Genomic DNA, 21,955 nt, shown 5'->3' on the forward strand with positions numbered 1-21,955 from the left:
ACCAGATTTTTACAACAGTGTTTCATTTCTACCACGCCGCACGTTATAAATCAGCAGCCAGATTAGGATTCCTGGCAGCAAGCCAGACGCTACACTTAATGAAAATCATAGAAAGGAAGAGTGAATGACAACCCCTCAGCCCGATAAAACGGGCATGCATATTCTGCTCAAACTGGCGTCACTGGTGGTTATCCTCGCCGGTATCCACGCCGCGGCAGATATCATCGTGCAGCTATTACTGGCATTGTTCTTCGCCATTGTCCTGAATCCGCTGGTCACCTGGTTTATTCGCCGCGGTATCAGACGTCCGGTAGCCATTACCATCGTGGTCGTGGTGATGCTGATCGTACTTACCGCGTTAATTGGCGTGCTGGCCGCGTCGGTTAACGAATTCGTCGCCATGCTGCCAAAGTATAATAAGGAGCTGACGGCGAAAGTCCTGCGCCTGCAGGAGGCGCTGCCGTTTTTGCATATTCACATGTCCCCGGAACGTATGCTGCAACGCATGGACTCCGACAAGCTAATGACGTTCACTACCGTCCTGATGACTGGCCTCTCTGGCGCCATGGCCAGCGTTATTTTACTGGTCATGACCGTGGTCTTTATGCTGTTTGAAGTCCGTCATGTCCCCTATAAACTCCGCTTTGCACTGAACAACCCGCAAATCCATATCGCCGGTCTTCACCGGGCGTTAAAAGGCGTCTCGCATTATCTGGCGCTGAAAACGCTGCTCAGCCTGTGGACAGGGGTGATTATCTGGTTAGGACTGATGCTGATGGGGGTTCAGTTTGCGCTGATGTGGGGCGTGTTGGCTTTTCTGCTGAACTATGTGCCTAACATTGGCTCGGTGATTTCCGCCGTCCCGCCAATGATCCAGGCGTTACTTTTTAACGGTTATTACGAATGCCTGCTGGTTGGCGCGCTCTTTTTAGTCGTGCATATGATTATCGGCAATATTCTCGAACCGCGCATGATGGGCCACCGGTTGGGCATGTCTACGCTGGTAGTTTTCCTCTCATTGCTGGTCTGGGGGTGGCTGCTTGGCCCGGTGGGAATGCTGCTGTCGGTGCCGTTAACCAGCGTCTGTAAAATATGGATGGAAACCACTAAAGGCGGCAGTAAGTTAGCCATCCTGCTCGGGCCCGGACGCCCGAAAAGCAGGCTTCCAGGCTAGCCCTGCCGCTTAACCGGCCAGAAGATCGTCAGTACCCCGGCGACAATCAGCAGCACGCCCAGCAGCGATTGCCAGTGGAAAGGTTCATGCCAGCCGGGGAGCCAGATGGCGGCGGCCCAGACCAGAATGTAGCTCAGGCTCAGCAGCGCGTAGGCTTTCGCCAGCGGCAGCTGATGCAGGGCAAAGTACCAGCAGACCATCGACAGCAGGTAACCCAAAAGACCAAACGCCAGGCCAAAGGTGCCCGCCCGCAGATGCAGCAGATGGTTGAGGAAGGTAAATAAATCCGTCAGCGGCGGCAGCTCGACCATCGCGCTGCGCAGCAGCAGCTGCGCGCCGCTCACCAGTCCGACACTGAATAACGCCCAGATTAAGCCCATCAGATGCGGCTCCCCAGAATAACGATCCCAACGACGATAAGCGCCACGCCAAACCAGTGGCGGCGTGCGACCGGCTCGCGCCAGATCCCCCATGCTGCCAGCGTCACCCAGACAAAGTTCAGGCTCAGCATAGGGTAGGCGATGCTGACCGGAATCGACTGCAGCACGCTAAGCCACAGCAGCATGCTACAGCCCAGAGAGAGCAGCGCCAGCCCCAGCCAGCCAAGAATATGGTGCCCGCGCCGCCCGGATTTGGACGGGCGGGTCGCCTGTTTCTGGCACAGCTGTCCGGCGCAGCTCAGCAGGCTGGCGAAAACCAGACAGATCCACACGCTCATTGCGGCAGGTACTGGATAAACACTACCCGCCCCAGCTCATAAGAGCTATCCGGTTTCGGTAGCGGTAGATCGGCCATACTCTCTCCTTTATCCATCAGCAGAACCAACGAGATCGGCCCCTGCTGGCGGTGCGCCGCTAACCAGTCAGCAAATTGCGCCTTATCAACAAACTGGTGCTGCGCATCCGGCCAGGAGAGACCATATTTCAGCTCGCCCTGCTTGTCGAACAGGATAATATCGCTGCGCTTGAGCTCCCAGGACAGTCCGCCGGCAATACCGACGTTATTGGTCAACACGTAGCGGCTCGGCGTCAACGATTCGCTCACGATATCCACCATAAACTGCGGCTGCTTGCTGTCTATAACCCGGTCGGGAATCGCGAAACCCACCAGCAGCGCCAACCCCAGCGGGCAGCACGCGGCAAGCGTCCAGCGGCGACCGTTATTCTTCATCGCCAGCCATCCCATCAGCGCCCAACAGCCGAATATTAGCGCCGCCAGCAGGCATTTATACAGCTCAATATGGCTCCATACCGGCTTGTGCATAAAGCCCCACGGCGAAACCACCAGCACCGCTACCAGACCAATCAGGCCAAAAGCCAGGTTGATCGCGCCGTTAATTTTCAGCGCTTTCGCCCCCGCCTTTGCCGCATCCAGCGCGTAGCGCGCCATCAGAATCGACAGCGGCGCGAAACACGGCAGGATGTAGGTCGGAAGCTTACCCTTAGCAATGCTGAAGAACAGAAACGGCATCGCCACCCATCCGAGCAAATAGAGCGCCCCGCGCGACTCGTCGCGCTCGGTCCAGCCGCGCTTGAGCGCTCCCGGCAGCAGCGCCAGCCACGGCAGGCTTCCGGCAATCAGGAACGGGATGTAGTACCAGAATGGCGCTTTATGCTGGGCATCTTTTTCCGCGAAACGCTGGATATGTTCAACCCAGAAGAAGTAGCGCCAGAAGTCCGGCTCTCGTTTGGCGATGGCCAGCCCCCACGGCAGAACCACCAGCGCGCAGACGCCCACCGCCAGCCACCCGTAAGTCAGCACTTCACGCCAGCGTTTACGCGCAATGACCCATGGCAGCACTCCAACCACCGGCACCGCCAGCGCGAGGAAGCCTTTGGTCATCACTCCCATCCCGCAGGCCACGCCCAGCAAGACGTAGCCGAAGATTTTACCGCTGTGGCTTTGAGCCTGCGCCGCACCCCAGAAGCTGCACATTGCCAGCGCCAGCCACATGGTAATCATCGGGTCGAGCACCGCATAGGTGCCGATACCGTAGACCAGCAGCGCGGTCAGGAATATCACTGGCGACAAAATCGCCAGGCGTTTATCGCGGAAAATACGCCATGCCAGCCAGGCCACCAGCAGGGCGGTGACGGTAATGGAGAACACCACCCCAAAGCGGACGGCAAAATTATTATGACCGAATAGCCACTGGCCGATGCTGTTGATCCAGTAGCCGGCAATCGGCTTCTCAAAGTAGCGCAGACCGAGGAAGTGCGGCACCACCCAGTCGCCGGTCGCCAGCATTTCGCGGCTGATCTCCGCGTAGCGGGTTTCATCCGGTTGCCACAGCAGGCGGAAGTTGAGGGGGAGTAAATAGTAGAGGACAAAAAGGGCGACCAGAGAGGCGCCGTAGCGAATGCTTTTCATCAAACACCCGAATTCAGTAATTGTTCACGCCCAAGCCAGCCTTCCCGGCCGGCTAATTCACCACGAACCACCTTGCCTCGCGGCAGCGCGCTAAAATCGACGGGCAGCAGCTGGCTTAGCGGGCAAAAACGGATCTCTTGCTGAGCGGCCATGGTCAGCAGCTCGTCAAACTGTTGCGCAAAGGCGATCCCTTCCACTTCAGCGTGGATGGTATAGACCGGGGTGCCCTTATCGCGGTGGATGCAATCCAGCAGATAGCGATTGAAGCCCGCAATATCGACCGCGCTGCCGACCACTTCATCCCAGGTGGGTAAGGTAACCGGGATCTGCACGGTCCCGGAAGCGCCGTTACCGAGCTGCGGCAGAAAAGGGGCGGTTCCCCGGCAGTCGCTGTTGTAGAGGAAATCAAACGCCTCTTTGGCTTTAATGACCCGCTGATCGGCACGCCAGCCGGCAACGGCGGAGCAGGTCACCGGACGACCGATGATCCGCTCCAGCTCCAGCAGCCCGCGCTCCACCTCCAGCGTCAACTTCTCCTGCGGCCAGACTCCGCTCCACGTTTGCCAGCTATAGTGATCCCAGGCGTGCAGACCGACTTCATGCTCCTGCGCGGCGGCGCGGATAACCTCTTCATTGCCCGCGCCGATCCTGCGCCCTGGCCAGGCGGTACCTGCCAGCAGGATATCCCAGCCGTACAGCGAAGCGGCCTTTGAGCGCAGCATCTTCCACAGAAATTTCGGTTTTATCAGGCGCCATAAATGACGCCCCATATTGTCCGGCCCGACGCTGAAAAAGAAGCTTGCCTGAATCCCGTGCTGGCTCAGCAGAGCCAGCAGCCGCGGGACCCCGTCCCGCGTGCCGCGAAAGGTATCGACATCTATGCGTAAGCCGACCTGTTTCATGATTTGCCGTTGTCCGTCAATTCAACCGTGCGCAGGAAGAAGTCCAGGGTATGTTCCACGGTCTCTTCCATTTCGACCGTCGGCACCCAGTTCAGGCAGCGTTTCGCGTTGCGAATGCTGGGCTTACGGTGCTCGACGTCCTGATAACCCTTCCCGTAATAATCGCTGCTTTCCACTTCGCGGAAACCGGCAAACGGCGGGAAACGGTCGCGCAGCGGATGACGTTCAAAGCAGGCCAGCAGCATTTCCGCCAGCTCTTTGATGCTCGCTTCGTTATCCGGGTTACCGATGTTGATGATCTGCCCGTCGCAGCGGCCGTCTTTGTTCTCAATGATGCGGAACAGCGCTTCGATACCGTCGCTGATATCGGTGAAGCAGCGCTTCTGTTTCCCGCCTTCAATCAGCTTGATCGGCGAGCCTTCTACCAGGTTGAGGATCAGTTGGGTAATGGCGCGAGAGCTGCCGATACGCGCGGCGTTCAGGTTATCAAGGCGCGGCCCCATCCAGTTGAACGGACGGAACAGGGTAAACTTCAGGCCGTTCTTATCGCCGTAGGCCCAGATCACGCGATCCAGCAACTGCTTGGAGACCGAATAGATCCAGCGCTGTTTGTTAATCGGCCCGACGACCAGATTAGAGGCATCTTCATCGAAATTGTTGTCGGTGCACATGCCGTACACTTCCGAGGTCGACGGGAAAATGATGCGCTTATCGTACTTCACGCAGTCGCGGATAATCTTCAGGTTCTCTTCGAAATCCAGCTCAAACACGCGCAGCGGGTTACGGGTATATTCGATTGGCGTGGCAATCGCCACCAGCGGCAGGACCACATCGCACTTCTTGATGTGATACTCGATCCACTCGGAGTGGATACTGATATCGCCCTCAACGAAGTGGAAACGCGGGTTGTCGAGGAAGCGGCTGATGGCGTCTGAGCCAATGTCCAGTCCGTAAATCTCGTAGTTGTCGTCCTGCAGCAGACGCTCGGTCAGGTGGTTGCCGATAAAACCGTTCACCCCGAGGATCAGCACGCGGGTACGCCGCTTAATCGCCACGACCGGTTTGCTGCTCAGCACCGCTCCGGCTACCAGCCCCAGCGCCTGCGCCAGCTGCGTACCCTGCATATAAACGCCGCGCTCGGTCTGCCCGGTGACGATTTCTAATGCCCCTTCCTGACAGGCGACGACCAGCGGCGTGACGGAAAGCACGGTCCCCGCTTTGGCGGCGGGTAGATCGTCACGTACGCGGGACTTCCAGACGATAAACTTGTTCGCGCCGGCATAGCCGAACGCGCCCGGCCATGGATCGGAAACCGCGCGCACAAGATTATGCAGGCTCCGGGCGGAGTGCTCCCAGTCGAGGCGACCGTCTTCCGGCGTGCGGCGACCGACCCAGGTCGCCTGGCTTTCATCCTGCGCGCGCTCTTCGATTTTACCATCGCGGATCGCGGGCAGCGCCTGAGCCAGCAGGTCCGACGCCGCAGCGCAGAGTTTACGATGCAGGGCCAGCGCCGCCTCATCCTCGCCGATAGCTACGCTTTTCTGCGCTACGATATTCCCGGCATCGGCGCGGCTCACCATGCGGTGCAGCGTCACGCCAGTTTCGCTTTCGCCGTTGACCAGCACCCAGTTCAGCGGCGCGCGGCCGCGGTATTTCGGCAGCAGGGAACCATGCAGGTTAAAAGCCCCCTGCGGCGCGATATTCAGAATGTCCTCGCACAGCAGATTGCGGTAATAGAACGAGAACAGCACGTCCGGTTTTATCTCGCGGAGACGTTCGATCCACAGCGGATGATTCACATCTTCCGGCGCCCATACCGGAATACCTTGTTCCGCGGCAATGCGCGCCACGGAGCCAAAGAAATGGTTTTCGCCAGGGTTATCCGGATGGGTAAAAATGGCGGCGATGTCATAACCGGCATCCAGCAGAGACTGAATACCTGCACAACCCATATCGTGATAAGCGAAGACTACGGCTTTCATGAACGATCTTCCTCTTGAGATGCCGTTTCCGGCTGGCGAACAACACGTTGAATAAAGTAGCGGGGACGGGCGCGAACGTCGTTATAGATACGGCCGATATACTCCCCGAGCAGACCCATACCGACGAACTGGGCGCCGATAAACATAAACAGCACCGCGAACAGCATGAACACCCCTTCCGCCGCCCACTGCGGGCCAAATACCAGGCGCAGCACCACCAACAGCAGACCGAAGGCGAAGCCCAGCAGAGCGATGGCGCTGCCGAACAGGCTCAGCAGGCGCAGCGGCGTGGTAGTGAGGCAGGTCACCAGGTCATACATCAGGTTAATCAGACGCATAAAACTGTATTTGGAATCACCGAACTCGCGCTCGGCGTGCATCACCGGGATCTCCACCGCGCGACGGGCAAAAGTATTCGCCAGAATCGGGATAAACGTACTGCGCTCATGGCAGTTAAGCATCGCGTCGATAATATGGCGGCGATAGGCGCGCAGCATGCAGCCGTAATCGCCCATCGCTTTACCGGTGGTGCGCTGAATCAGACGATTGATCATCCTGGAGGCGCTTTTACGGAACCAGGTATCCTGGCGATTCTGACGCACGGTACCGACAACGTCGTAGCCTTCGTCGGCCTTCTCCACCAGGCGCGGGATCTCTTCCGGCGGGTTTTGCAGGTCAGCATCGAGGGTGATGATCAGGTCGCCGGTGACGTGGCTAAAACCCGCCATAATTGCCGAGTGCTGGCCGTAGTTGCGGTTCAACAGTACCGCAACTACATGGCTGCCTTCGGCTTCAGCGGCTTCGGTCAGCATTCGCGCCGAATCATCGCTGCTGCCATCGTCGACCAGCAGAATTTCATACTGCCGACCGAGCGTCGCGCAGGCGGTATCGGTACGGCGGATAAGCTCCGGCAGGCTCTCCTGCTCGTTATAGACAGGAATAACGACCGAGACCTTTTTCACGGGAGGATAGCTAAACATATCAACGTCCTGACAGCTGGTGCAGTGCGGAAATGACCCTAGTGACATCGTCGTCGGTCATATCCGGGAACAATGGGATGGAACAAATGCGCGCGCTGTTCCATTCCGTATGCGGTAATGAAACGTCGGGGAAACGCTCGCGGTAATACTTTTGCGTATGCGCGGCGCGGAAGTGCAGACCGGTGCCAATGCCCATGGCCTTCAGTTTTTCCATCAGGGCATCGCGGCTGATACCGCAGGCGGCTTCATCAACGCGGATAATAAACAGGTGCCAGGCGTGCTGATGCTCCCATGACGGCACCGCCAGCGGCCGGAAAGGCGTATCCGCCAGCTCGCGGAGATAGCGTTGCGCAATGGCGGCACGGCGCTGATTGGCGGCGGCAAGCTTGTCCAGCTGCACCAGCGCCAGCGCGGCGTTGATATCCGCCAGATTGTATTTAAAGCCCGGCGAAATCACCTCCGCCTGCGGGGCGCGACCCAGGGTCTGCCGATCGTAAGCATCTACGCCGAGGCCGTGGAACTTCAGGCTGCGAATACGTGCGGCCAGTTCATCATCGTCGGTTACAACCAGCCCGCCTTCGGCGCAGGTCATATTTTTGATCGCATGGAATGAGAAAATGGCGGTGCCGCGCCAGCCGACGTGACGGCCTTTGTAGTACGTCCCTGCCGCGTGGGCAGCATCTTCAATCACCGGAATACCGTGACGCTCGGCAATCGCGCGAATGGCGTCGATATCCACCGGCGCGCCCGCATAGTGCACCGGGACGATCGCCTTGGTCCGTGGAGTGATCGCCGCTTCAACCGCTTCGGGAGTAATCATCAGGTTATCGGGATCGACATCGATCATCACCGGCGTCGCGCCGAGCAGGCAGATCATGTTCAGCGTGGAGACCCAGGTCTGCGAAGGGGTGATCACTTCATCGCCGGCGCTGATACCCAGCGCCATCAGCGTAACGTGCATGCCGCCGGTCGCCGAACTGACGGCGATGGCGTGGCGGTTGCCGGTTAATGCGCAAAACGCTTCTTCCAGCGCCTGATTTTTCGGTCCGGTGGTGATCCAGCCGGATTGCAAAACTTCACGCAGCGCAGCCAGCTCTGCGTCGCCCATCGACGGGCGCGAAAACGGCAAAAAATCGCTCATCATTTTCCTGTTCTGTAAATGACCCGACTAAACACGGGGTCGATAAGAAATATCCTGCACCTGCTGACTTAAACAAAATGAAAATGAAAGCAAATCAGTCCGATGCCGCGTTTCATTACTTTGTATTCAGATGTTATTAAATCTAGACAGGTTTGCTTAGGATAATATTAAGAAATTAATATTAATTAAATGTGAATGGTAATTATGTTTAAATTCAATAAGATACGAAGGAATTCAGAGTAAGGTAAGGAGGCATGATGTTCCCGCCATATAGCAAAATAGCGGGAACGCAGTAGGGAAAAGTAAACGGAAGTTAAACCAGCTTTCAATTAGCCATTTTTAAACATGGATGACCAAATATAAAAAATCCAGTCGAATCACTAAACTATTTCAAAATTATTACAGATTGCCAGGAAAATTTTCAGGCAATTCATTAGCCGGGCAATTAATCACTTCGTCATTATCCGCGCCGCAATCGCGCACAAAAGTGATGGTGGCAAACTCATCAATCACCTCCGTCGGATACGCCGGGCCGGCTTCACGGTAGGAAACCATCAGCGGGATATGATCGTTCTGGAAGCAGACGGTTTTTTCCGGATTATTCATCACCCAGCGTGGGAAAAAGATAGTGCCGTGGAACAGTTTGTCGCCGAGGTTTACGATCAGGCTGACGTCGGTACCGGTTGGTTCGGTCCAGGAAATTTTGTAGATGCTTTCACCAACGCGAACGATGTAAGCCTGTTGATCTTTCACCCAACGATTCGCGACGATGCCGCTGTGAATGCGGTAATCCAGAGTGGTGGCGTTTTTCACGTAAATTTCGTAGTTCCAGCCATTATCATAGGTATAAACCAGATGTTTACCGATAAAACCGCTCAGGTCATGTTTGTCGAATGTGCTCATAATTTGTTCTCCTCTATTTGTTGAGAACAAGCATACTGCTTTAAAAAATGGATGAATAACGCTATGTTTGGATTAAACTCATTCACTTTTTAGATGAATCATGCACAAGACTACGCTGGAACAATGGGCGCTGCTGGAAAAGGTGGTCGAACTGGGTAGCTTCGCGAAGGCGGCGGAAGAGACCCACCGCAGTCAGTCGTCGGTGAGCTATAATCTCGCGCTGCTGCAGGAGCGCCTCGGCGTCACGCTACTCACGCCATCGGGCCGTCGCGCGGTGCTGACCCCGGCGGGTGAGCTGCTGCTTGGCCAGGTTAAACCGCTGCTGCAGGCCTTCGCTTACGTCGAAACCCATGCCGCCACCCTGCGCGACGGCACGCGAACCCGACTGGACCTGGTGGTCGACAGCATTTTTCCGCGCGAGCGGCTGTTCGCCATTCTGCGCCAGTTTCAACAGCGCTATCCGCAGACCCAGGTCAGGCTGACCGAAGTGCTGGAAAACGTTGAGGAGGAACATCCGGCCCGCAGCGAGGCGGACGTGATGGTGCTGACCCGCCGCCAGGATATTACCGGCCGCGGCGAATGGCTGATGAATATTGATTTTGTCGCCGTCGCCCATCGCGAGCATCCGCTCTCCGCGCTGCAGGGGCCGCTGGATGATAACGCGCTGGCCCCCTGGCCGCTGGTGCGCATCGCCGATCGCAGCAGCGATCCGCAATCCTCCCGCGATGCATGGACCTTTTCCACCATTGATGCCGCCATTGATGCGGTGCTGTACCAGGTCGGTTTCGGCTGGCTGCCGGAGGAGCGTATTCGCCCTCAGCTACAGCAAGGAGTGCTGAAGATGCTGCCGCTGGGACACGGCGCGCGGCGCGCCACGCCGCTGCATTTGATCGTTAAGCGTGATTTAACGCCCATTGATGAGCAGGTCGCCACGCTGCTGGATCTGTTCAGAACCCCCTGAGGGTCTGATAGCCCGGACAGATGCGCAGCATCGCCTCCGGGAAACTCTGCTGCACTGTGCGCTCTGCTCCCCGGGGGCGGCGCTTAACGCGCCTTGCCCGGGCTACAGATTCATCACCGTCTGCGGGCCGGTAGCCCGGACAGATGCGCAGCATCGCCTCCGGGAAACTCTGTCACGCTGCGCTCTGCTCCCGAAGCTGATGCTTCAAGGCTTGCGCTACGCTTAGCCAGGCTGCAGGCGGGTTCGCAATCTCATACAGCCGAAAGAGACATATCATTTTCTTATACTTTCAGCCCCTATATTGATCCAGCTTACGTCGAAAGTATGATGAATTATTAAAATCGTCATACTTTCCTGTCGCTGAGAAAATGCTTTGTCTATCATCCGCACCACCCTGCTGGCGCTATTCGCCTGCGCTCCGTTGCTGGCCTGCGCCGCGCCCAATGAACTCACCACCGCATGGCCGGTCAACGTGGGGCCGCTTAATCCTCACCTCTACACGCCCAATCAGATGTTCGCCCAGAGCATGGTCTATGAGCCACTGGTAAAGTATCAGGCGGATGGTTCGGTAAAACCCTGGCTGGCCAAAAGCTGGACCCAATCGGCGGACGGCAAAGTCTGGATTTTCACCCTGCGCGATGATGTGACATTTTCCAACGGCGAAGCGTTTGACGCCCATGCCGCCGCGGAGAACTTCCGCGTGGTGCTCGATAACCGCCAGCGCCACGCCTGGCTGGAGCTGGTCAATCAGATTGTCGATGTCAAAGCGCTCAGCCAAAACCAACTGCAAATCACCCTGAAAAGCGCGTATTACCCGTTCCTGCAAGAGCTGGCCCTGCCGCGCCCTTTCCGCTTTATCGCCCCGTCGCAGTTTAAAGACAATGAGACCCTGCACGGCATTAAAGCGCCGATTGGCACCGGCCCTTGGGTACTGAAGGCATCAAAACTCAATCAGTACGATGTGCTGGTGCGTAACGAGCGCTACTGGGGGGAAAAGCCGCAAATTGAAAAGATTACCGTCAAGGTGATCCCGGACCCGACGACCCGCGCTGTAGCTTTTGAAACCGGAGATATCGACCTGCTGTACGGTAACGAAGGGCTGCTGCCGCTCGACACCTTTGCCCGTTTCAGCCAGAACCCGGCGTACCGTACCCAGCTTTCCCGGCCAATAGAGACGGTGATGCTGGCGCTAAATTCCGCCAAAGCGCCCACCAGTGAGCTGTTGGTGCGTGAAGCGCTGAACTACGCGGTGAATAAAAAAACGCTGATCGATAACGCCCTGTACGGCACGCAGCAGGTTGCTGATACGCTGTTCGCCCCCACCGTGCCTTATGCCGACATTGGCCTGACGCCGCGCCGGTACGATCCGCAGCAGGCGAAAGCATTGCTGGAAAAAGCGGGCTGGCTACTGCCTGCGGGAAAAGAGATTCGCGAGAAAAACGGCCAGCCGCTGCGCGTTGAACTGTCGTTCATTGGCACTGACGCCCTGAGCAAGTCGATGGCGGAAATCATTCAGGCCGATATGCGGCAGATTGGCGTGGACGTGGCGCTGGTCGGCGAGGAAGAGAGCAGTATTTATGCCCGCCAGCGCGATGGTCGCTTCGGCATGATTTTCAACCGCACCTGGGGGGCGCCGTACGATCCGCACGCCTTTATGAGTTCGATGCGCGTGCCGTCGCACGCCGATTTTCAGGCGCAGCAGGGTTTAGCCGACAAACCGGTTATTGATAAAGAGATTGGCGAGGTGCTGGAAACCACCGACGAACCCCACCGTCAGGCATTGTACCGCGACATTTTGACCCGTCTGCACAATGACGCGGTTTATCTGCCCATCAGCTATGTCTCGACGATGGTGGTCGCCAGACCGGAGCTGGGGGCGATTCCTTACGCGCCGATCGCGTCTGAAATTCCGTTTGAACAGATTAAACCGGTGAAACCCTGATGCTACGTTACGCGCTACGGCGGATCTCGCTGCTGATCCCGATGATCTTCGCCGCCTCGGTGATTATCTTCCTCATGCTGCGCCTGGGCACCGGCGACCCGGCGCTCGACTATTTGCGTCTGTCGAACCTGCCGCCAACGCCAGAGATGGTCGCCTCGACCCGCGTGATGCTGGGACTGGATCAGCCGCTTATCGTCCAGTACGGCAGCTGGCTGTGGCAGGCGCTGCATCTGGATTTCGGCATCTCGTTCGCCACTCAGCGTCCGGTGCTGGATGACATGCTGAACTTCCTGCCCGCCACGCTACAGCTGGCGGGGGCTGCGCTGGTGTTGATTCTCCTCACCTCCGTACCGCTCGGTATTTGGGCGGCGCGGCATCGTGACCGCCTGCCGGATTTTATTGTGCGGGTTATCGCCTTTCTTGGCGTGTCGATGCCCAACTTCTGGCTTGCCTTTCTGCTGGTGATGTTCTTTTCGGTTTACCTGCAATGGTTGCCTGCGATGGGCTATGGCGGCTGGCAGCACATCATTCTACCGGCGGTGTCGATTGCCTTTATGTCACTGGCGATCAACGCTCGTCTGCTGCGCGCCAGTATGCTGGAGGTCGCCGGGCAGCGCCATGTGACCTGGGCCAGACTGCGCGGTCTGAACGAGAAACAAACCGAACGTCGTCATATTTTGCGTAACGCTTCGCTGCCGATGATCACCGCCGTAGGAATGCATATCGGCGAGCTGATTGGCGGCACGATGATTATCGAGAATATCTTTGCCTGGCCCGGCGTGGGGCGCTACGCCGTCTCGGCGATATTTAACCGCGACTATCCGGTCATTCAGTGCTTTACGCTGATGATGGTGATTGTTTTTGTGGTCTGTAACCTGATGGTTGACCTGTTGAATGCCGCGCTGGATCCGCGCATTCGTCGCCATGAAGGAGCGCGTTCGTGAACTTTTTCCTCTCTTCGCGCGGGTCTGTTCGCCTCTCTTTACTCATCATCGCCCTGCTGGCGGTCGTTGCGCTCACCAGCCAGTGGTGGCTGCCTTACGATCCGCAGGCGATCGATCTGCCTTCGCGCCTGCTGGCACCTGATAGCCAGCACTGGCTGGGCACCGATCATCTGGGCCGCGATATCTTCTCGCGATTGCTGGCGGCAACCCGCATATCGCTTGGCTCGGTGATGGCCTGCCTGCTGCTGGTGCTGGCGCTGGGATTGATCGTCGGCGGCAGCGCGGGGCTTATCGGCGGTCGCGTCGATCAGGTCACCATGCGCATCGCGGATATGTTTATGACTTTCCCGACCTCGATCCTCTCTTTCTTTATGGTCGGCGTGCTGGGAACCGGGCTGACCAATGTGATTATCGCCATCGCCCTGTCGCACTGGGCGTGGTACGCACGGATGGTGCGCAGCCTGACCCTCTCCCTGCGCCAGCGCGAATTTGTGCTCGCTTCCCGGCTTTCCGGCGCGGGCCATGTCCGGGTGTTTATCGACCATCTGGCCGGTGCCGTGATCCCGTCGCTGTTGGTACTGGCGACGCTGGATATTGGTCACATGATGCTGCACGTCGCCGGGATGTCGTTCCTTGGCCTCGGCGTCACCGCGCCCACCGCCGAATGGGGAGTGATGATTAACGACGCGCGCCAATATATCTGGACCCAGCCGCTGCAAATGTTCTGGCCGGGGCTGGCGCTGTTTATCACCGTGATGGCCTTTAACATGGTGGGTGACGCGCTGCGCGATCGTCTGGACCCTCATCTGGTTACGGAGCATACCCACTGATGCCGCAACAAATTGAACTGCAAAACATCGCCTTACGGGCCGAGCGTCCGCTGGTGCACGGCGTTTCTTTGACGATCAAACGCGGGCGCGTGCTGGCGCTGGTTGGCGGCAGCGGCAGCGGCAAATCCCTGACCTGCGCCGCGGCGCTGGGCATTTTGCCTCCCGGCGTACGCCAGACGGCGGGGATAATCCTTGCCGACGGCCAGCCGGTTTCTCCCTGTGCGCTACGCGGCAGCAAAATCGCCACCATTATGCAGAATCCGCGCAGCGCTTTTAATCCGCTGCGAACAATGGCCGATCACGCCCGGGAAACCTGCCGGGCCCTGGATAAAGCCTCAGACGACGCCACGCTTATTGCGGCGCTGGAAGCCGTCGGGCTGGAGAACGCGCCGCGCGTGCTCAAGCTATACCCGTTTGAGATGAGCGGCGGCATGCTGCAGCGAATGATGATTGCTATGGCGTTGCTGTGCGATGCGCCCTTTATCGTTGCCGACGAACCCACCACCGATCTGGACGCGGTGGTCCAGGCACGCATTCTCGATCTGCTGGTAAGTATTATGCAAAACCGCGGCCCCGGTATGCTGCTGGTGACGCATGATATGGGGGTGGTGGCCAGGCTGGCGGACGATGTCGCGGTAATGGATAGCGGCAGCATTGTGGAACAGGGAGATGTGGAATCTCTGTTTCGCGCCCCGCGACACGACATCACCCGCGGGCTGGTGGCGGCGCATCTCGCCCTTTATGGTCTGGAGCTAAGCTGATGACATTACTGACCGCCTCGACAATTACCCATCACTACCCGGACTTAAAGGTGCTAACAGAGGTCTCTTTAGCGCTGAAAAGCGGTGAAACCGTGGCCCTGCTGGGGCGTAGCGGCTGCGGCAAAAGCACGCTGGCGCGCCTGCTCGTCGGCCTGGAATCCCCAACGCAGGGTCGCATCTGCTGGCGGGGAGAGCCGCTCTCCCGGCTCAATCGCGCTAAACAAAAGGCGTTCCGTCGGGATATTCAGATGGTGTTTCAGGACGCCATCAGCGCGGTCAATCCGCGTAAAACCGTACGCGAGATTCTGCGCGAGCCTATGCGTCACCTGCTATCGTTGACGAAAGCGGAGCAGCTGGCCCGGGCCAGCGAAATGCTCAGGGCGGTGGATCTCGACGATAGCGTGCTGAATAAGCGCCCCCCGCAGCTGAGCGGCGGGCAGCTACAGCGCATCTGCCTGGCGCGGGCGCTGACGGTAGAACCGAAGCTGCTGATCCTGGATGAGGCGGTTTCTAACCTCGACCTCGTGATCCAGGCGAGCGTTATTCGTCTGCTCAAAAAGCTCCAGCAGCAGTTCGGCACCGCCTGTCTTTTTATCACCCACGATTTACGCCTGGTTGAGCGCTTTTGCCAGCGGGTGATGGTGATGGATGAGGGGAAAATCGTGGAGATACAAACCGTGGGCGAGGCATTAACTTTTTCCTCTGACGCCGGTCGCGTGTTACAAAATGCGGTACTTCCCGCCTTTCCCGTGCGCCGAAATAAGGTTTAAGCCAGATGCAACGAATTACCATTACTCTCGATGACGATTTACTCGATACGCTGGATAGCCTTAGCCAGCGCCGTGGCTACAACAACCGTTCCGAAGCGATCCGCGATATTCTGCGCGGCGCGCTGGCCCAGGAGGCCGCTCAGGAGCACGGTACCCAGGGCTTCGCGGTGCTCTCTTACGTCTATGAACATGAGAAACGCGATCTCGCCAGCCGTTTAGTCTCCACCCAACATCACCACCACGATCTCTCCGTCGCTACTCTGCATGTGCATATTAATCACGACGATTGTCTGGAAATTGCCGTGCTGAAAGGGGATATGGGCGACGTTCAGCATTTTGCCGATGACGTTATCGCCCAGCGCGGCGTGCGCCACGGCCATTTGCAGTGCCTGCCGACGGAGAAGGAATCCCCCCACTCATAAACTGTGCGCGGCGATAAACGGCTTTTTAACTCGCGAGTGGGGCTAACGCTATCATGCTGGCTCGTTAGCCCATGCGCCTCGTAGCGGTTTTGCCAGCAGGGCAAGAACGGCAATCATGCTGATTTCAATCGAAAACGACCAGCAAATATGACCGAGGGTTTCGCTCCACAGCTCGTAGCCATTCAGGTTCCACAGCCATCCGGTTTCCCCGTTTAAATAGGCCGGGTGCCTGAAGCCCAACGCGGGAATGAGAAAGCCGTGCATAACGAGAGTAATAATCAGACCATAGGCCGCGCCGTACCAGAGCCGAATCTTTGGCCAGTACGCGGAAATAAAGACATAAAGAAAGGCGAAAGCAAAACTGAATAACCAGTGATAAAGCATGACGGCGCCGGGGATCGTCACTCCCTGGTAAACGTAGTCCAGCGAGTGTGAATTAATACCGAGCCAGCCAAGCCAGGCGTCGATATGCGCCGCCGGAGGCGATATTTCTCCCGCCACGCGAGGCGGCATATTGGCCTCCGTTCCCGACTTAACCAGGGAGCTAATAAAGCCCCCAATCAGCGTAGTCCAGATAATAACCTGGAGATTAACCCTGTTTTTCAACATAATAGATTTCCTCTTACAATATCGCTTATAGGATGTGTCACCTCTGATTTTTCAACTAATCAATGCGCTGATAACAGCCTGCTTGACTTATTCATCGATCATTATAGTTTGCCACTAACAAGTGCATGCTAAGACAACCCGCTCCTGCTACCTCCCCTATCGCGAAAACCAGCGGTTTTTCTCAACCATTAATAAACGACATGAATTATACGTTTGGTTAATTATTTCACTTCGCTAATAATCACGTCTCATTTAACGATCTCGTTATGGCGAGGCTCCTGCATAAACATAAGTTACCGCCCTGTTGGTATCGAGAGAGACCACTCAGGGAAATACAGGCTTCCATCGAATCAAGGTGTTGCCAAGGTAACTTCTGACGGCGTTCATGTCGGACAGATACGTTGTGCAGTGCTAAAACCAGGACGTAGGGATCTGCTTGTGCTCATCCTGTCTTGTTCGCCCCTATGAGTGATTTTTTATAGGGAATTACACCATGTCTTCCATTCAACTGTGCGCCGCACACCAGGCGACTTCGACTTTCGACGGCGACGCAATTGCCCAGTACATGCGTACCGATTTCATTACCCTGCCGGAGCATCTCAGCGTTCATGAGGCGCGAGAACTGTTCGTTTCTCAGCTGGCCAGCGATGAGATCCCCGGCCAGGTTTTTGTCGTCGCCGGAAAAAAACTGCGCGGCAGTTTATCGATTAAAAAGCTGCTGCAGGAGAGCGATACCGCGCAATCCATCCGTTATTTAATGGATAGCTGTCTGTTTCGCGTCAGGCCCGACGACCCGCGCCCGCAGGTGGTCGCCGAACTCGGCGAGCGCGGGCTCGATCTGGTGCCGGTGGTCGAAAAGGGTGAGCTGGTCGGCTGCCTGATGGAAAAAGAGATCGCTCATCTGCTGGAAGATGACGTGACCGAGGATGCTCAGCGCCAGGGGGCAACGCTGCCGCTGGAAAAGCCCTATCTGGAAACCAGCCCGTGGGCGCTGTGGAAAAAACGTTCGGTATGGCTGCTGCTGCTCTTTGTCGCCGAAGCCTACACCAGCAGCGTGTTACAGCATTTTGAAGAGGCGCTGGAATCGGCTATCGCGCTGGCCTTTTTCATACCACTGCTGATTGGTACCGGCGGCAACAGCGGAACGCAGATAACCTCTACGCTAGTACGTTCGATGGCGCTCGGGGAAGTGCGACTGCGCGATATGGGACGCGTGATCCGCAAAGAGGTCTCAACCTCGCTGCTGATCGCCATCACGCTCGGCCTGGCGGGCTGCCTGCGCGCCTGGATGATGGGCATCGGCATGGAGATCACCCTGATTGTCAGTCTGACGCTGGTATGCATCACCCTGTGGAGCGCGGTGGTGTCGTCGGTGATCCCCCTGACGCTTAAGCGCGTCGGCATCGACCCGGCGGTGGTGTCAGCGCCGTTTATCGCCACCCTCATCGACGGTACCGGATTAATTATCTATTTTAAAATCGCCCAGTATTTTCTTGGCCTGAATTGATTATTGCACCCGGCGGGCACGTCTTGCCGGGCTGTTTTATTCCCCCACGAATATCAGCAATCGCATTAAGCAATCTCAGTAAATCTGGTGCAAGTCGATAAAAAGCGTGCCCTTTCTCCGTTAAAATAACTTTTCTGATATTCCTGCCACGCGTAATCAGGTTAAAACCCAGTTCATTTTCAAGCGCACATATGCTGGTTGTTATTAGCGAAGGGGCAATACTCAGCCGCTGAGATGCAAAGTGAATACTCCCCTCCCGAACCATAAGCATGAATATCTCCACCTGTGATTTATTCATTGCCGAAATTTCTCCCGATTAAACCTTTGGCTTACGTTTTAAGTTGTCCAGTACGGAATGTCAATCGGTACAAACGGCCCCTCCGCCCCTACAAATAAAATAAAGTGTGAAGCTGACCGCTAGCGCATTTAATTATGCATTTCAGCCATTTCATTATTAAATATCCAGTCTCGCGGCGGCGTCTGCGGATGTGAACGACATCACTATAAGCCAGCCAACCAAAAAACAAAATATTCATACTTATCAAATAATTAAAGAAAACGCGCTTGCTGAATTAATTTATGGCACACGCCATGCAATTACCTCCACGTAATCAACACTGGAGATAGTTAAATGACGTACAAAATTTTACTCCCGCAGGAAATCATGGCTGAAGGGAGAGAATACCTGGAAAGTCGCGGTTATCAGCTGATTAACGGTTCAGGGATGGAAGAAGAAGATATCATTCGCGACATCGGGGACTGCGACGGTATTATCGTACGCCTTTCAAAAATGTCCGATCGCGTATTTGAGGCGGCTAAAAAGCTGAAAGTCGTTGCACGACACGGTGCCGGTTACGATACGGTCGATCTGGAGTCAGCGAAACGTCACGGCGTAGTCGTATTAAATGCGCCAATTGCTAACAGCATGTCCGTTGCCGAACTGGCCATATTTTATATGCTGCACTGCTCGCGTAATTTCAAGCTGGTACAAGAAAAGATGCTTGAAGATTATTACTGGGCAAAACTGCGCACGCCAAAAGTGGAGCTGGATGGTAAAACGCTGGGCCTGATTGGCGTGGGAAATATCGGTTCACGCGTGGCAATCAAAGCGCTGCATGGCTTTAATATGAAAGTTATCGCCTACGATCCGTATAAAACCCAGCAGCAGATCCCCGAAGGCGTAGAACTCACCGACGATTTTGACCGTATTTTCAAAGAGAGTGACTTCGTTTCTCTGCACTGCCCGACGACTGCGGAAACCACCGATTTTGTCGGTGAGAAACAGTTTTCCATGATGAAGCCCACCGCCTACTTCATTAATACCGCACGCGGAAAGCTGGTTGATGAAAAGGCGCTGTATCACGCCTTGAGCACCCACGCTATCGCCGGAGCGGGCGTGGACGTCTTAAAGAAAGAGCCGTTTGATGCCAACGATCCGATTTTCTCGCTAAGCAATATCGTGATTGCCCCGCACATTGGCGCCGCCACTATCGAAGCGACCGACAGAGCCTCGCTCCATTCCGCGATTGGCATTGATGAAGTCTTATCCGGTAAGAAACCATCCTGGCCGGTGCCGGGTTTTTAAGGAGAAAAACATGACTATTGGTAACCGTATTTTTTTAAAACGTCCGGCCTGCAGCGTCGATCTTCTGAAAGAATTTGAACAGCTCCCGGCGGCGAATATTGCTGACACCATGAATCGTATTGCCGTACTGGGTAACGGGATTAAACGTATTTCTTCGCCGAAAAAACCGATTATGGCGGGCTTCGCCATCACCGTAAAAGTTCGTGCGGGCGATAACCTGATGCTGCACGCCGCGCTGGATATGGCGGGTGAGAACGATGTGATTGTGGTCTCCAACGAAGGCGACCGTTCGCGAGCGCTGATGGGCGAGATCATGGTGGCCTATGCCCACTGCATGAAGAAAGTCGCCGGTATCGTGCTGGACGGGCCAATCCGTGACATCGATGCGCTGTCGGTTCTCGATTTTCCACTGTTCGCCACCGGCTCCAACCCCGCAGGCCCGTTTAAACAAGGTCCCGGCGAGGTGAACACGCCGATCGCCGTTGGCGGCGTCGCGGTTTGTCCGGGCGACCTGATCGTCGGCGATGCGGATGGCGTCATTGTTATCCCCCTCGGCGACGCAGAAGTCGTACTGAATAAAGCCAAAGATTATGCAAAATTCGATGCAAGCAAAGTAGAGGCCGCGAAAAACGGCACCGCGAATCGCCTTTGGGTCAAAAAATCACTGGATGAGACAGGCGTTGAGTTTATCGACGACATGTATCGTTAATTTGATTAAATAATATCAGGCCGCGGTGCCCTGACGGGCCGTGGCTTTAAAGCAAAGGTAATAAAAATGCTTTATTTAAAACTCTTGCCCATTATCTTTTTTCCCGTTTTATTTTGGATAATACCGCACCCGGAAGGCGTCGCCGCGCCGACCTGGCATATGGTTGGCATCTATCTGGCGATGCTGTGCGGACTGGTTTTACGTCCGTTTACCGATGCGGTCATTATGCTGATTATTCTCGGGTTTGCCTCTCTGGTTCTCGACCCTGCACCTCTGTTTGCGGGTTTTGGTAGCCCGATGGTCTGGTTTATCATCAGCGCCTTTATTATTTGCAAAGCGTTTGTCATTACCGGTCTGGGTAAACGTATCGCCTATCTGCTGCTAAAACGCTACGGTAAAAATACCCTCACCCTGGGCTATCTGATGATGGTGACGGATACCGTACTGGCCCCGGCAACAGGTTCAAATATGTCCCGTTCCGGAGGCATCACCTATCCCATCTTCAGGAACATCGCCGAAGCGCTGGGCTCGAAGCCCGACGACGGTAGCCGGAAAATCGGCGCCTATCTGACCATCCTGATGTACGTCGTCTCAATGGGAACCTCCAGCCTGTTTCTGACGGGGATGGCGACCAACTCAATTACCGTCTCGCTGGCTAACGAGATCATGAAAGTGAATCTCGAATGGATGACCTGGTTTAAAGCCGCCATTGTGCCCGCCGGACTGGTGCTGCTGCTCGCGCCATGGATTCTGTATAAAATCTACGCCCCGGAACTCAAAGTTATTGATAACGTCAACGAAATTGCTGAAAAAGGCCTGCGTGAACTGGGTCCGGTAAAGCGCGAAGAGAAGCTGTTGATCGTATTCTTTATTCTGGGCGTACTCGGCTGGATGACGGGCTCCATTACCGGCATCGCCTTTATTCCCGTCGGCCTGGCTTTCCTCGCCTGCCTGCTGCTTTTCGGCGTCCTGAGCTGGAACGACGTGGTGAGCGAAAAATCGGCCTGGCAGACCTTCGTCTGGTACGGCGCGTTTTATGGATGCGCGGTTGCGCTATCAAAAGGCGGGTTCTATGTCTTCCTGGTCGACGTTATCAAAAACTATCTTGACCTGTCGCACCTGAATGAAATCAGCGCGATTGCCGTCCTGGTCTTTATCAGCCTTGCTGTCCGCTATTTCTTTGTCTCTAATAGCGCGTTCGTGGTCTCATTCTACCCGGTACTTTTTACCCTGGGAATGACGACTCAGGCGCACCCGATGTACGTGGCGCTTTCTCTGGCCTTCTCCGCAGGCTATGGCGCATTGCTGACGCACTATGGCAACGGCGCTGGCGTATTTACGTTCTCCAGCGGCTACGTCCCGCAAAAAACATTCTGGATGCTGGGCACCATCATGGTGGTGGTCAACGTATTAATCTTCTTCCTGATCGGTATTCCCTACTGGAAGTTTATCGGCATTTAACA

At 56.1% G+C, this 21,955-nt stretch carries 22 protein-coding genes and 1 riboswitch; of the genes, 12 read left to right on the forward strand and 10 right to left on the reverse strand.

Going from position 1 to position 21,955, the window contains the following annotated elements:
- The first annotated feature begins 124 nt into the window (after positions 1-124).
- On the forward strand, positions 125-1,174 hold the full coding sequence (locus ABLV11_RS04615; protein WP_004116107.1) for an AI-2E family transporter: 1,050 nt from the start codon (positions 125-127) through the stop codon (positions 1,172-1,174).
- On the opposite strand, the gene arnF is transcribed toward ABLV11_RS04615, so the two are convergent.
- The 8 genes from arnF to ABLV11_RS04655 all read right to left on the reverse strand — a co-directional run bounded on the left by arnF (position 1,171) and on the right by ABLV11_RS04655 (position 9,455).
- Positions 1,171-1,554, reverse strand: coding sequence for a 4-amino-4-deoxy-L-arabinose-phosphoundecaprenol flippase subunit ArnF (arnF, locus tag ABLV11_RS04620; RefSeq protein ID WP_004106591.1), 384 nt, complete (start codon positions 1,552-1,554; stop codon positions 1,171-1,173). The two genes, ABLV11_RS04615 and arnF, sit on opposite strands and share 4 nt — an antisense overlap.
- Positions 1,554-1,892: a 4-amino-4-deoxy-L-arabinose-phosphoundecaprenol flippase subunit ArnE gene (gene arnE, locus ABLV11_RS04625; protein ID WP_004106593.1), complete on the reverse strand. Its 339-nt coding sequence runs from the start codon at positions 1,890-1,892 to the stop codon at positions 1,554-1,556. Before arnE ends, arnF begins: the two co-directional genes overlap by 1 nt.
- A complete protein-coding gene (gene arnT / locus ABLV11_RS04630; RefSeq protein ID WP_047720542.1) occupies positions 1,889-3,544 on the reverse strand; it encodes a lipid IV(A) 4-amino-4-deoxy-L-arabinosyltransferase in 1,656 nt (551 codons plus the stop codon). Before arnT ends, arnE begins: the two co-directional genes overlap by 4 nt.
- Positions 3,544-4,446 (reverse strand): 4-deoxy-4-formamido-L-arabinose-phosphoundecaprenol deformylase, encoded by a 903-nt coding sequence (gene arnD / locus ABLV11_RS04635; RefSeq protein ID WP_064371025.1) that lies wholly within the window; start codon positions 4,444-4,446, stop codon positions 3,544-3,546. Before arnD ends, arnT begins: the two co-directional genes overlap by 1 nt.
- Entirely contained in the window at positions 4,443-6,428 is a 1,986-nt protein-coding gene (arnA, locus tag ABLV11_RS04640) for a bifunctional UDP-4-amino-4-deoxy-L-arabinose formyltransferase/UDP-glucuronic acid oxidase ArnA (protein WP_004106604.1), read from the reverse strand. The genes arnD and arnA overlap by 4 nt, the downstream gene beginning before the upstream one ends.
- Positions 6,425-7,408 (reverse strand): undecaprenyl-phosphate 4-deoxy-4-formamido-L-arabinose transferase, encoded by a 984-nt coding sequence (gene arnC, locus ABLV11_RS04645; RefSeq protein ID WP_004106606.1) that lies wholly within the window; start codon positions 7,406-7,408, stop codon positions 6,425-6,427. Before arnC ends, arnA begins: the two co-directional genes overlap by 4 nt.
- A 1-nt stretch (position 7,409) precedes the next feature.
- Positions 7,410-8,549: a UDP-4-amino-4-deoxy-L-arabinose aminotransferase gene (gene arnB / locus ABLV11_RS04650; protein WP_004106608.1), complete on the reverse strand. Its 1,140-nt coding sequence runs from the start codon at positions 8,547-8,549 to the stop codon at positions 7,410-7,412.
- A 399-nt stretch (positions 8,550-8,948) separates the two neighbouring features.
- A complete protein-coding gene (locus ABLV11_RS04655) occupies positions 8,949-9,455 on the reverse strand; it encodes a phenolic acid decarboxylase (RefSeq protein ID WP_024274787.1) in 507 nt (168 codons plus the stop codon).
- A 97-nt stretch (positions 9,456-9,552) separates the two neighbouring features.
- Here ABLV11_RS04655 and ABLV11_RS04660 point away from each other — a divergent pair, with 97 nt between their 5' ends.
- From ABLV11_RS04660 to nikR, 7 genes are all read left to right on the forward strand, one after another.
- On the forward strand, positions 9,553-10,413 hold the full coding sequence (locus ABLV11_RS04660; RefSeq protein WP_004106612.1) for a LysR family transcriptional regulator: 861 nt from the start codon (positions 9,553-9,555) through the stop codon (positions 10,411-10,413).
- Between the two features lie 373 nt (positions 10,414-10,786).
- Complete coding sequence (gene nikA, locus ABLV11_RS04665; protein ID WP_126488088.1) at positions 10,787-12,355, forward strand: nickel ABC transporter substrate-binding protein; 1,569 nt, start codon at positions 10,787-10,789, stop codon at positions 12,353-12,355.
- Complete coding sequence (gene nikB, locus ABLV11_RS04670; protein WP_049593680.1) at positions 12,355-13,299, forward strand: nickel ABC transporter permease subunit NikB; 945 nt, start codon at positions 12,355-12,357, stop codon at positions 13,297-13,299. Before nikA ends, nikB begins: the two co-directional genes overlap by 1 nt.
- Positions 13,296-14,129 carry a nickel ABC transporter permease subunit NikC gene (gene nikC / locus ABLV11_RS04675; RefSeq protein ID WP_004106621.1) on the forward strand — a complete coding sequence of 278 codons (834 nt, stop codon included), beginning with the start codon at positions 13,296-13,298 and terminating at the stop codon, positions 14,127-14,129. Before nikB ends, nikC begins: the two co-directional genes overlap by 4 nt.
- Positions 14,129-14,890 carry a nickel import ATP-binding protein NikD gene (nikD, locus tag ABLV11_RS04680; protein ID WP_004106623.1) on the forward strand — a complete coding sequence of 254 codons (762 nt, stop codon included), beginning with the start codon at positions 14,129-14,131 and terminating at the stop codon, positions 14,888-14,890. Before nikC ends, nikD begins: the two co-directional genes overlap by 1 nt.
- Positions 14,890-15,660 carry a nickel import ATP-binding protein NikE gene (gene nikE, locus ABLV11_RS04685; protein WP_004116149.1) on the forward strand — a complete coding sequence of 257 codons (771 nt, stop codon included), beginning with the start codon at positions 14,890-14,892 and terminating at the stop codon, positions 15,658-15,660. The genes nikD and nikE overlap by 1 nt, the downstream gene beginning before the upstream one ends.
- Before the next feature lie 5 nt (positions 15,661-15,665).
- Positions 15,666-16,082 (forward strand): nickel-responsive transcriptional regulator NikR, encoded by a 417-nt coding sequence (gene nikR, locus ABLV11_RS04690; protein ID WP_004106628.1) that lies wholly within the window; start codon positions 15,666-15,668, stop codon positions 16,080-16,082.
- 51 nt (positions 16,083-16,133) lie between these two features.
- Here the strand turns inward: nikR and ABLV11_RS04695 are convergent, their stop codons facing one another.
- The gene (locus tag ABLV11_RS04695; protein ID WP_004106630.1) at positions 16,134-16,691 is read right to left on the reverse strand and encodes a DUF1440 domain-containing protein; all 558 of its coding nucleotides are present in this window, start codon (positions 16,689-16,691) and stop codon (positions 16,134-16,136) included.
- A 253-nt stretch (positions 16,692-16,944) separates the two neighbouring features.
- Positions 16,945-17,128, forward strand: a riboswitch (M-box (ykoK) riboswitch).
- Between the two features lie 56 nt (positions 17,129-17,184).
- On the opposite strand from ABLV11_RS04695, the gene ABLV11_RS04700 reads away from it, so the two are divergent.
- A complete protein-coding gene (locus ABLV11_RS04700; protein ID WP_004106632.1) occupies positions 17,185-18,198 on the forward strand; it encodes a magnesium transporter in 1,014 nt (337 codons plus the stop codon).
- Here ABLV11_RS04700 and ABLV11_RS04705 read toward each other — a convergent pair.
- The gene (locus tag ABLV11_RS04705; protein WP_071786756.1) at positions 18,164-18,496 is read right to left on the reverse strand and encodes a LysR family transcriptional regulator; all 333 of its coding nucleotides are present in this window, start codon (positions 18,494-18,496) and stop codon (positions 18,164-18,166) included. The genes ABLV11_RS04700 and ABLV11_RS04705 overlap by 35 nt on opposite strands.
- A 333-nt stretch (positions 18,497-18,829) precedes the next feature.
- On the opposite strand from ABLV11_RS04705, the gene ABLV11_RS04710 reads away from it, so the two are divergent.
- From ABLV11_RS04710 to ABLV11_RS04720, 3 genes are all read left to right on the forward strand, one after another.
- Complete coding sequence (locus ABLV11_RS04710) at positions 18,830-19,783, forward strand: hydroxyacid dehydrogenase (RefSeq protein WP_004106636.1); 954 nt, start codon at positions 18,830-18,832, stop codon at positions 19,781-19,783.
- A 10-nt stretch (positions 19,784-19,793) separates the two neighbouring features.
- Entirely contained in the window at positions 19,794-20,492 is a 699-nt protein-coding gene (locus tag ABLV11_RS04715; protein ID WP_126488086.1) for an RraA family protein, read from the forward strand.
- 66 nt (positions 20,493-20,558) lie between these two features.
- On the forward strand, positions 20,559-21,953 hold the full coding sequence (locus ABLV11_RS04720) for a DASS family sodium-coupled anion symporter (RefSeq protein ID WP_004106639.1): 1,395 nt from the start codon (positions 20,559-20,561) through the stop codon (positions 21,951-21,953).
- The last annotated feature ends 2 nt before the right edge of the window (positions 21,954-21,955 follow it).

It is taken from the genome of Klebsiella sp. GW_Kp181, assembly GCF_040062315.1.
Lineage (GTDB): Bacteria > Pseudomonadota > Gammaproteobacteria > Enterobacterales > Enterobacteriaceae > Klebsiella > Klebsiella oxytoca.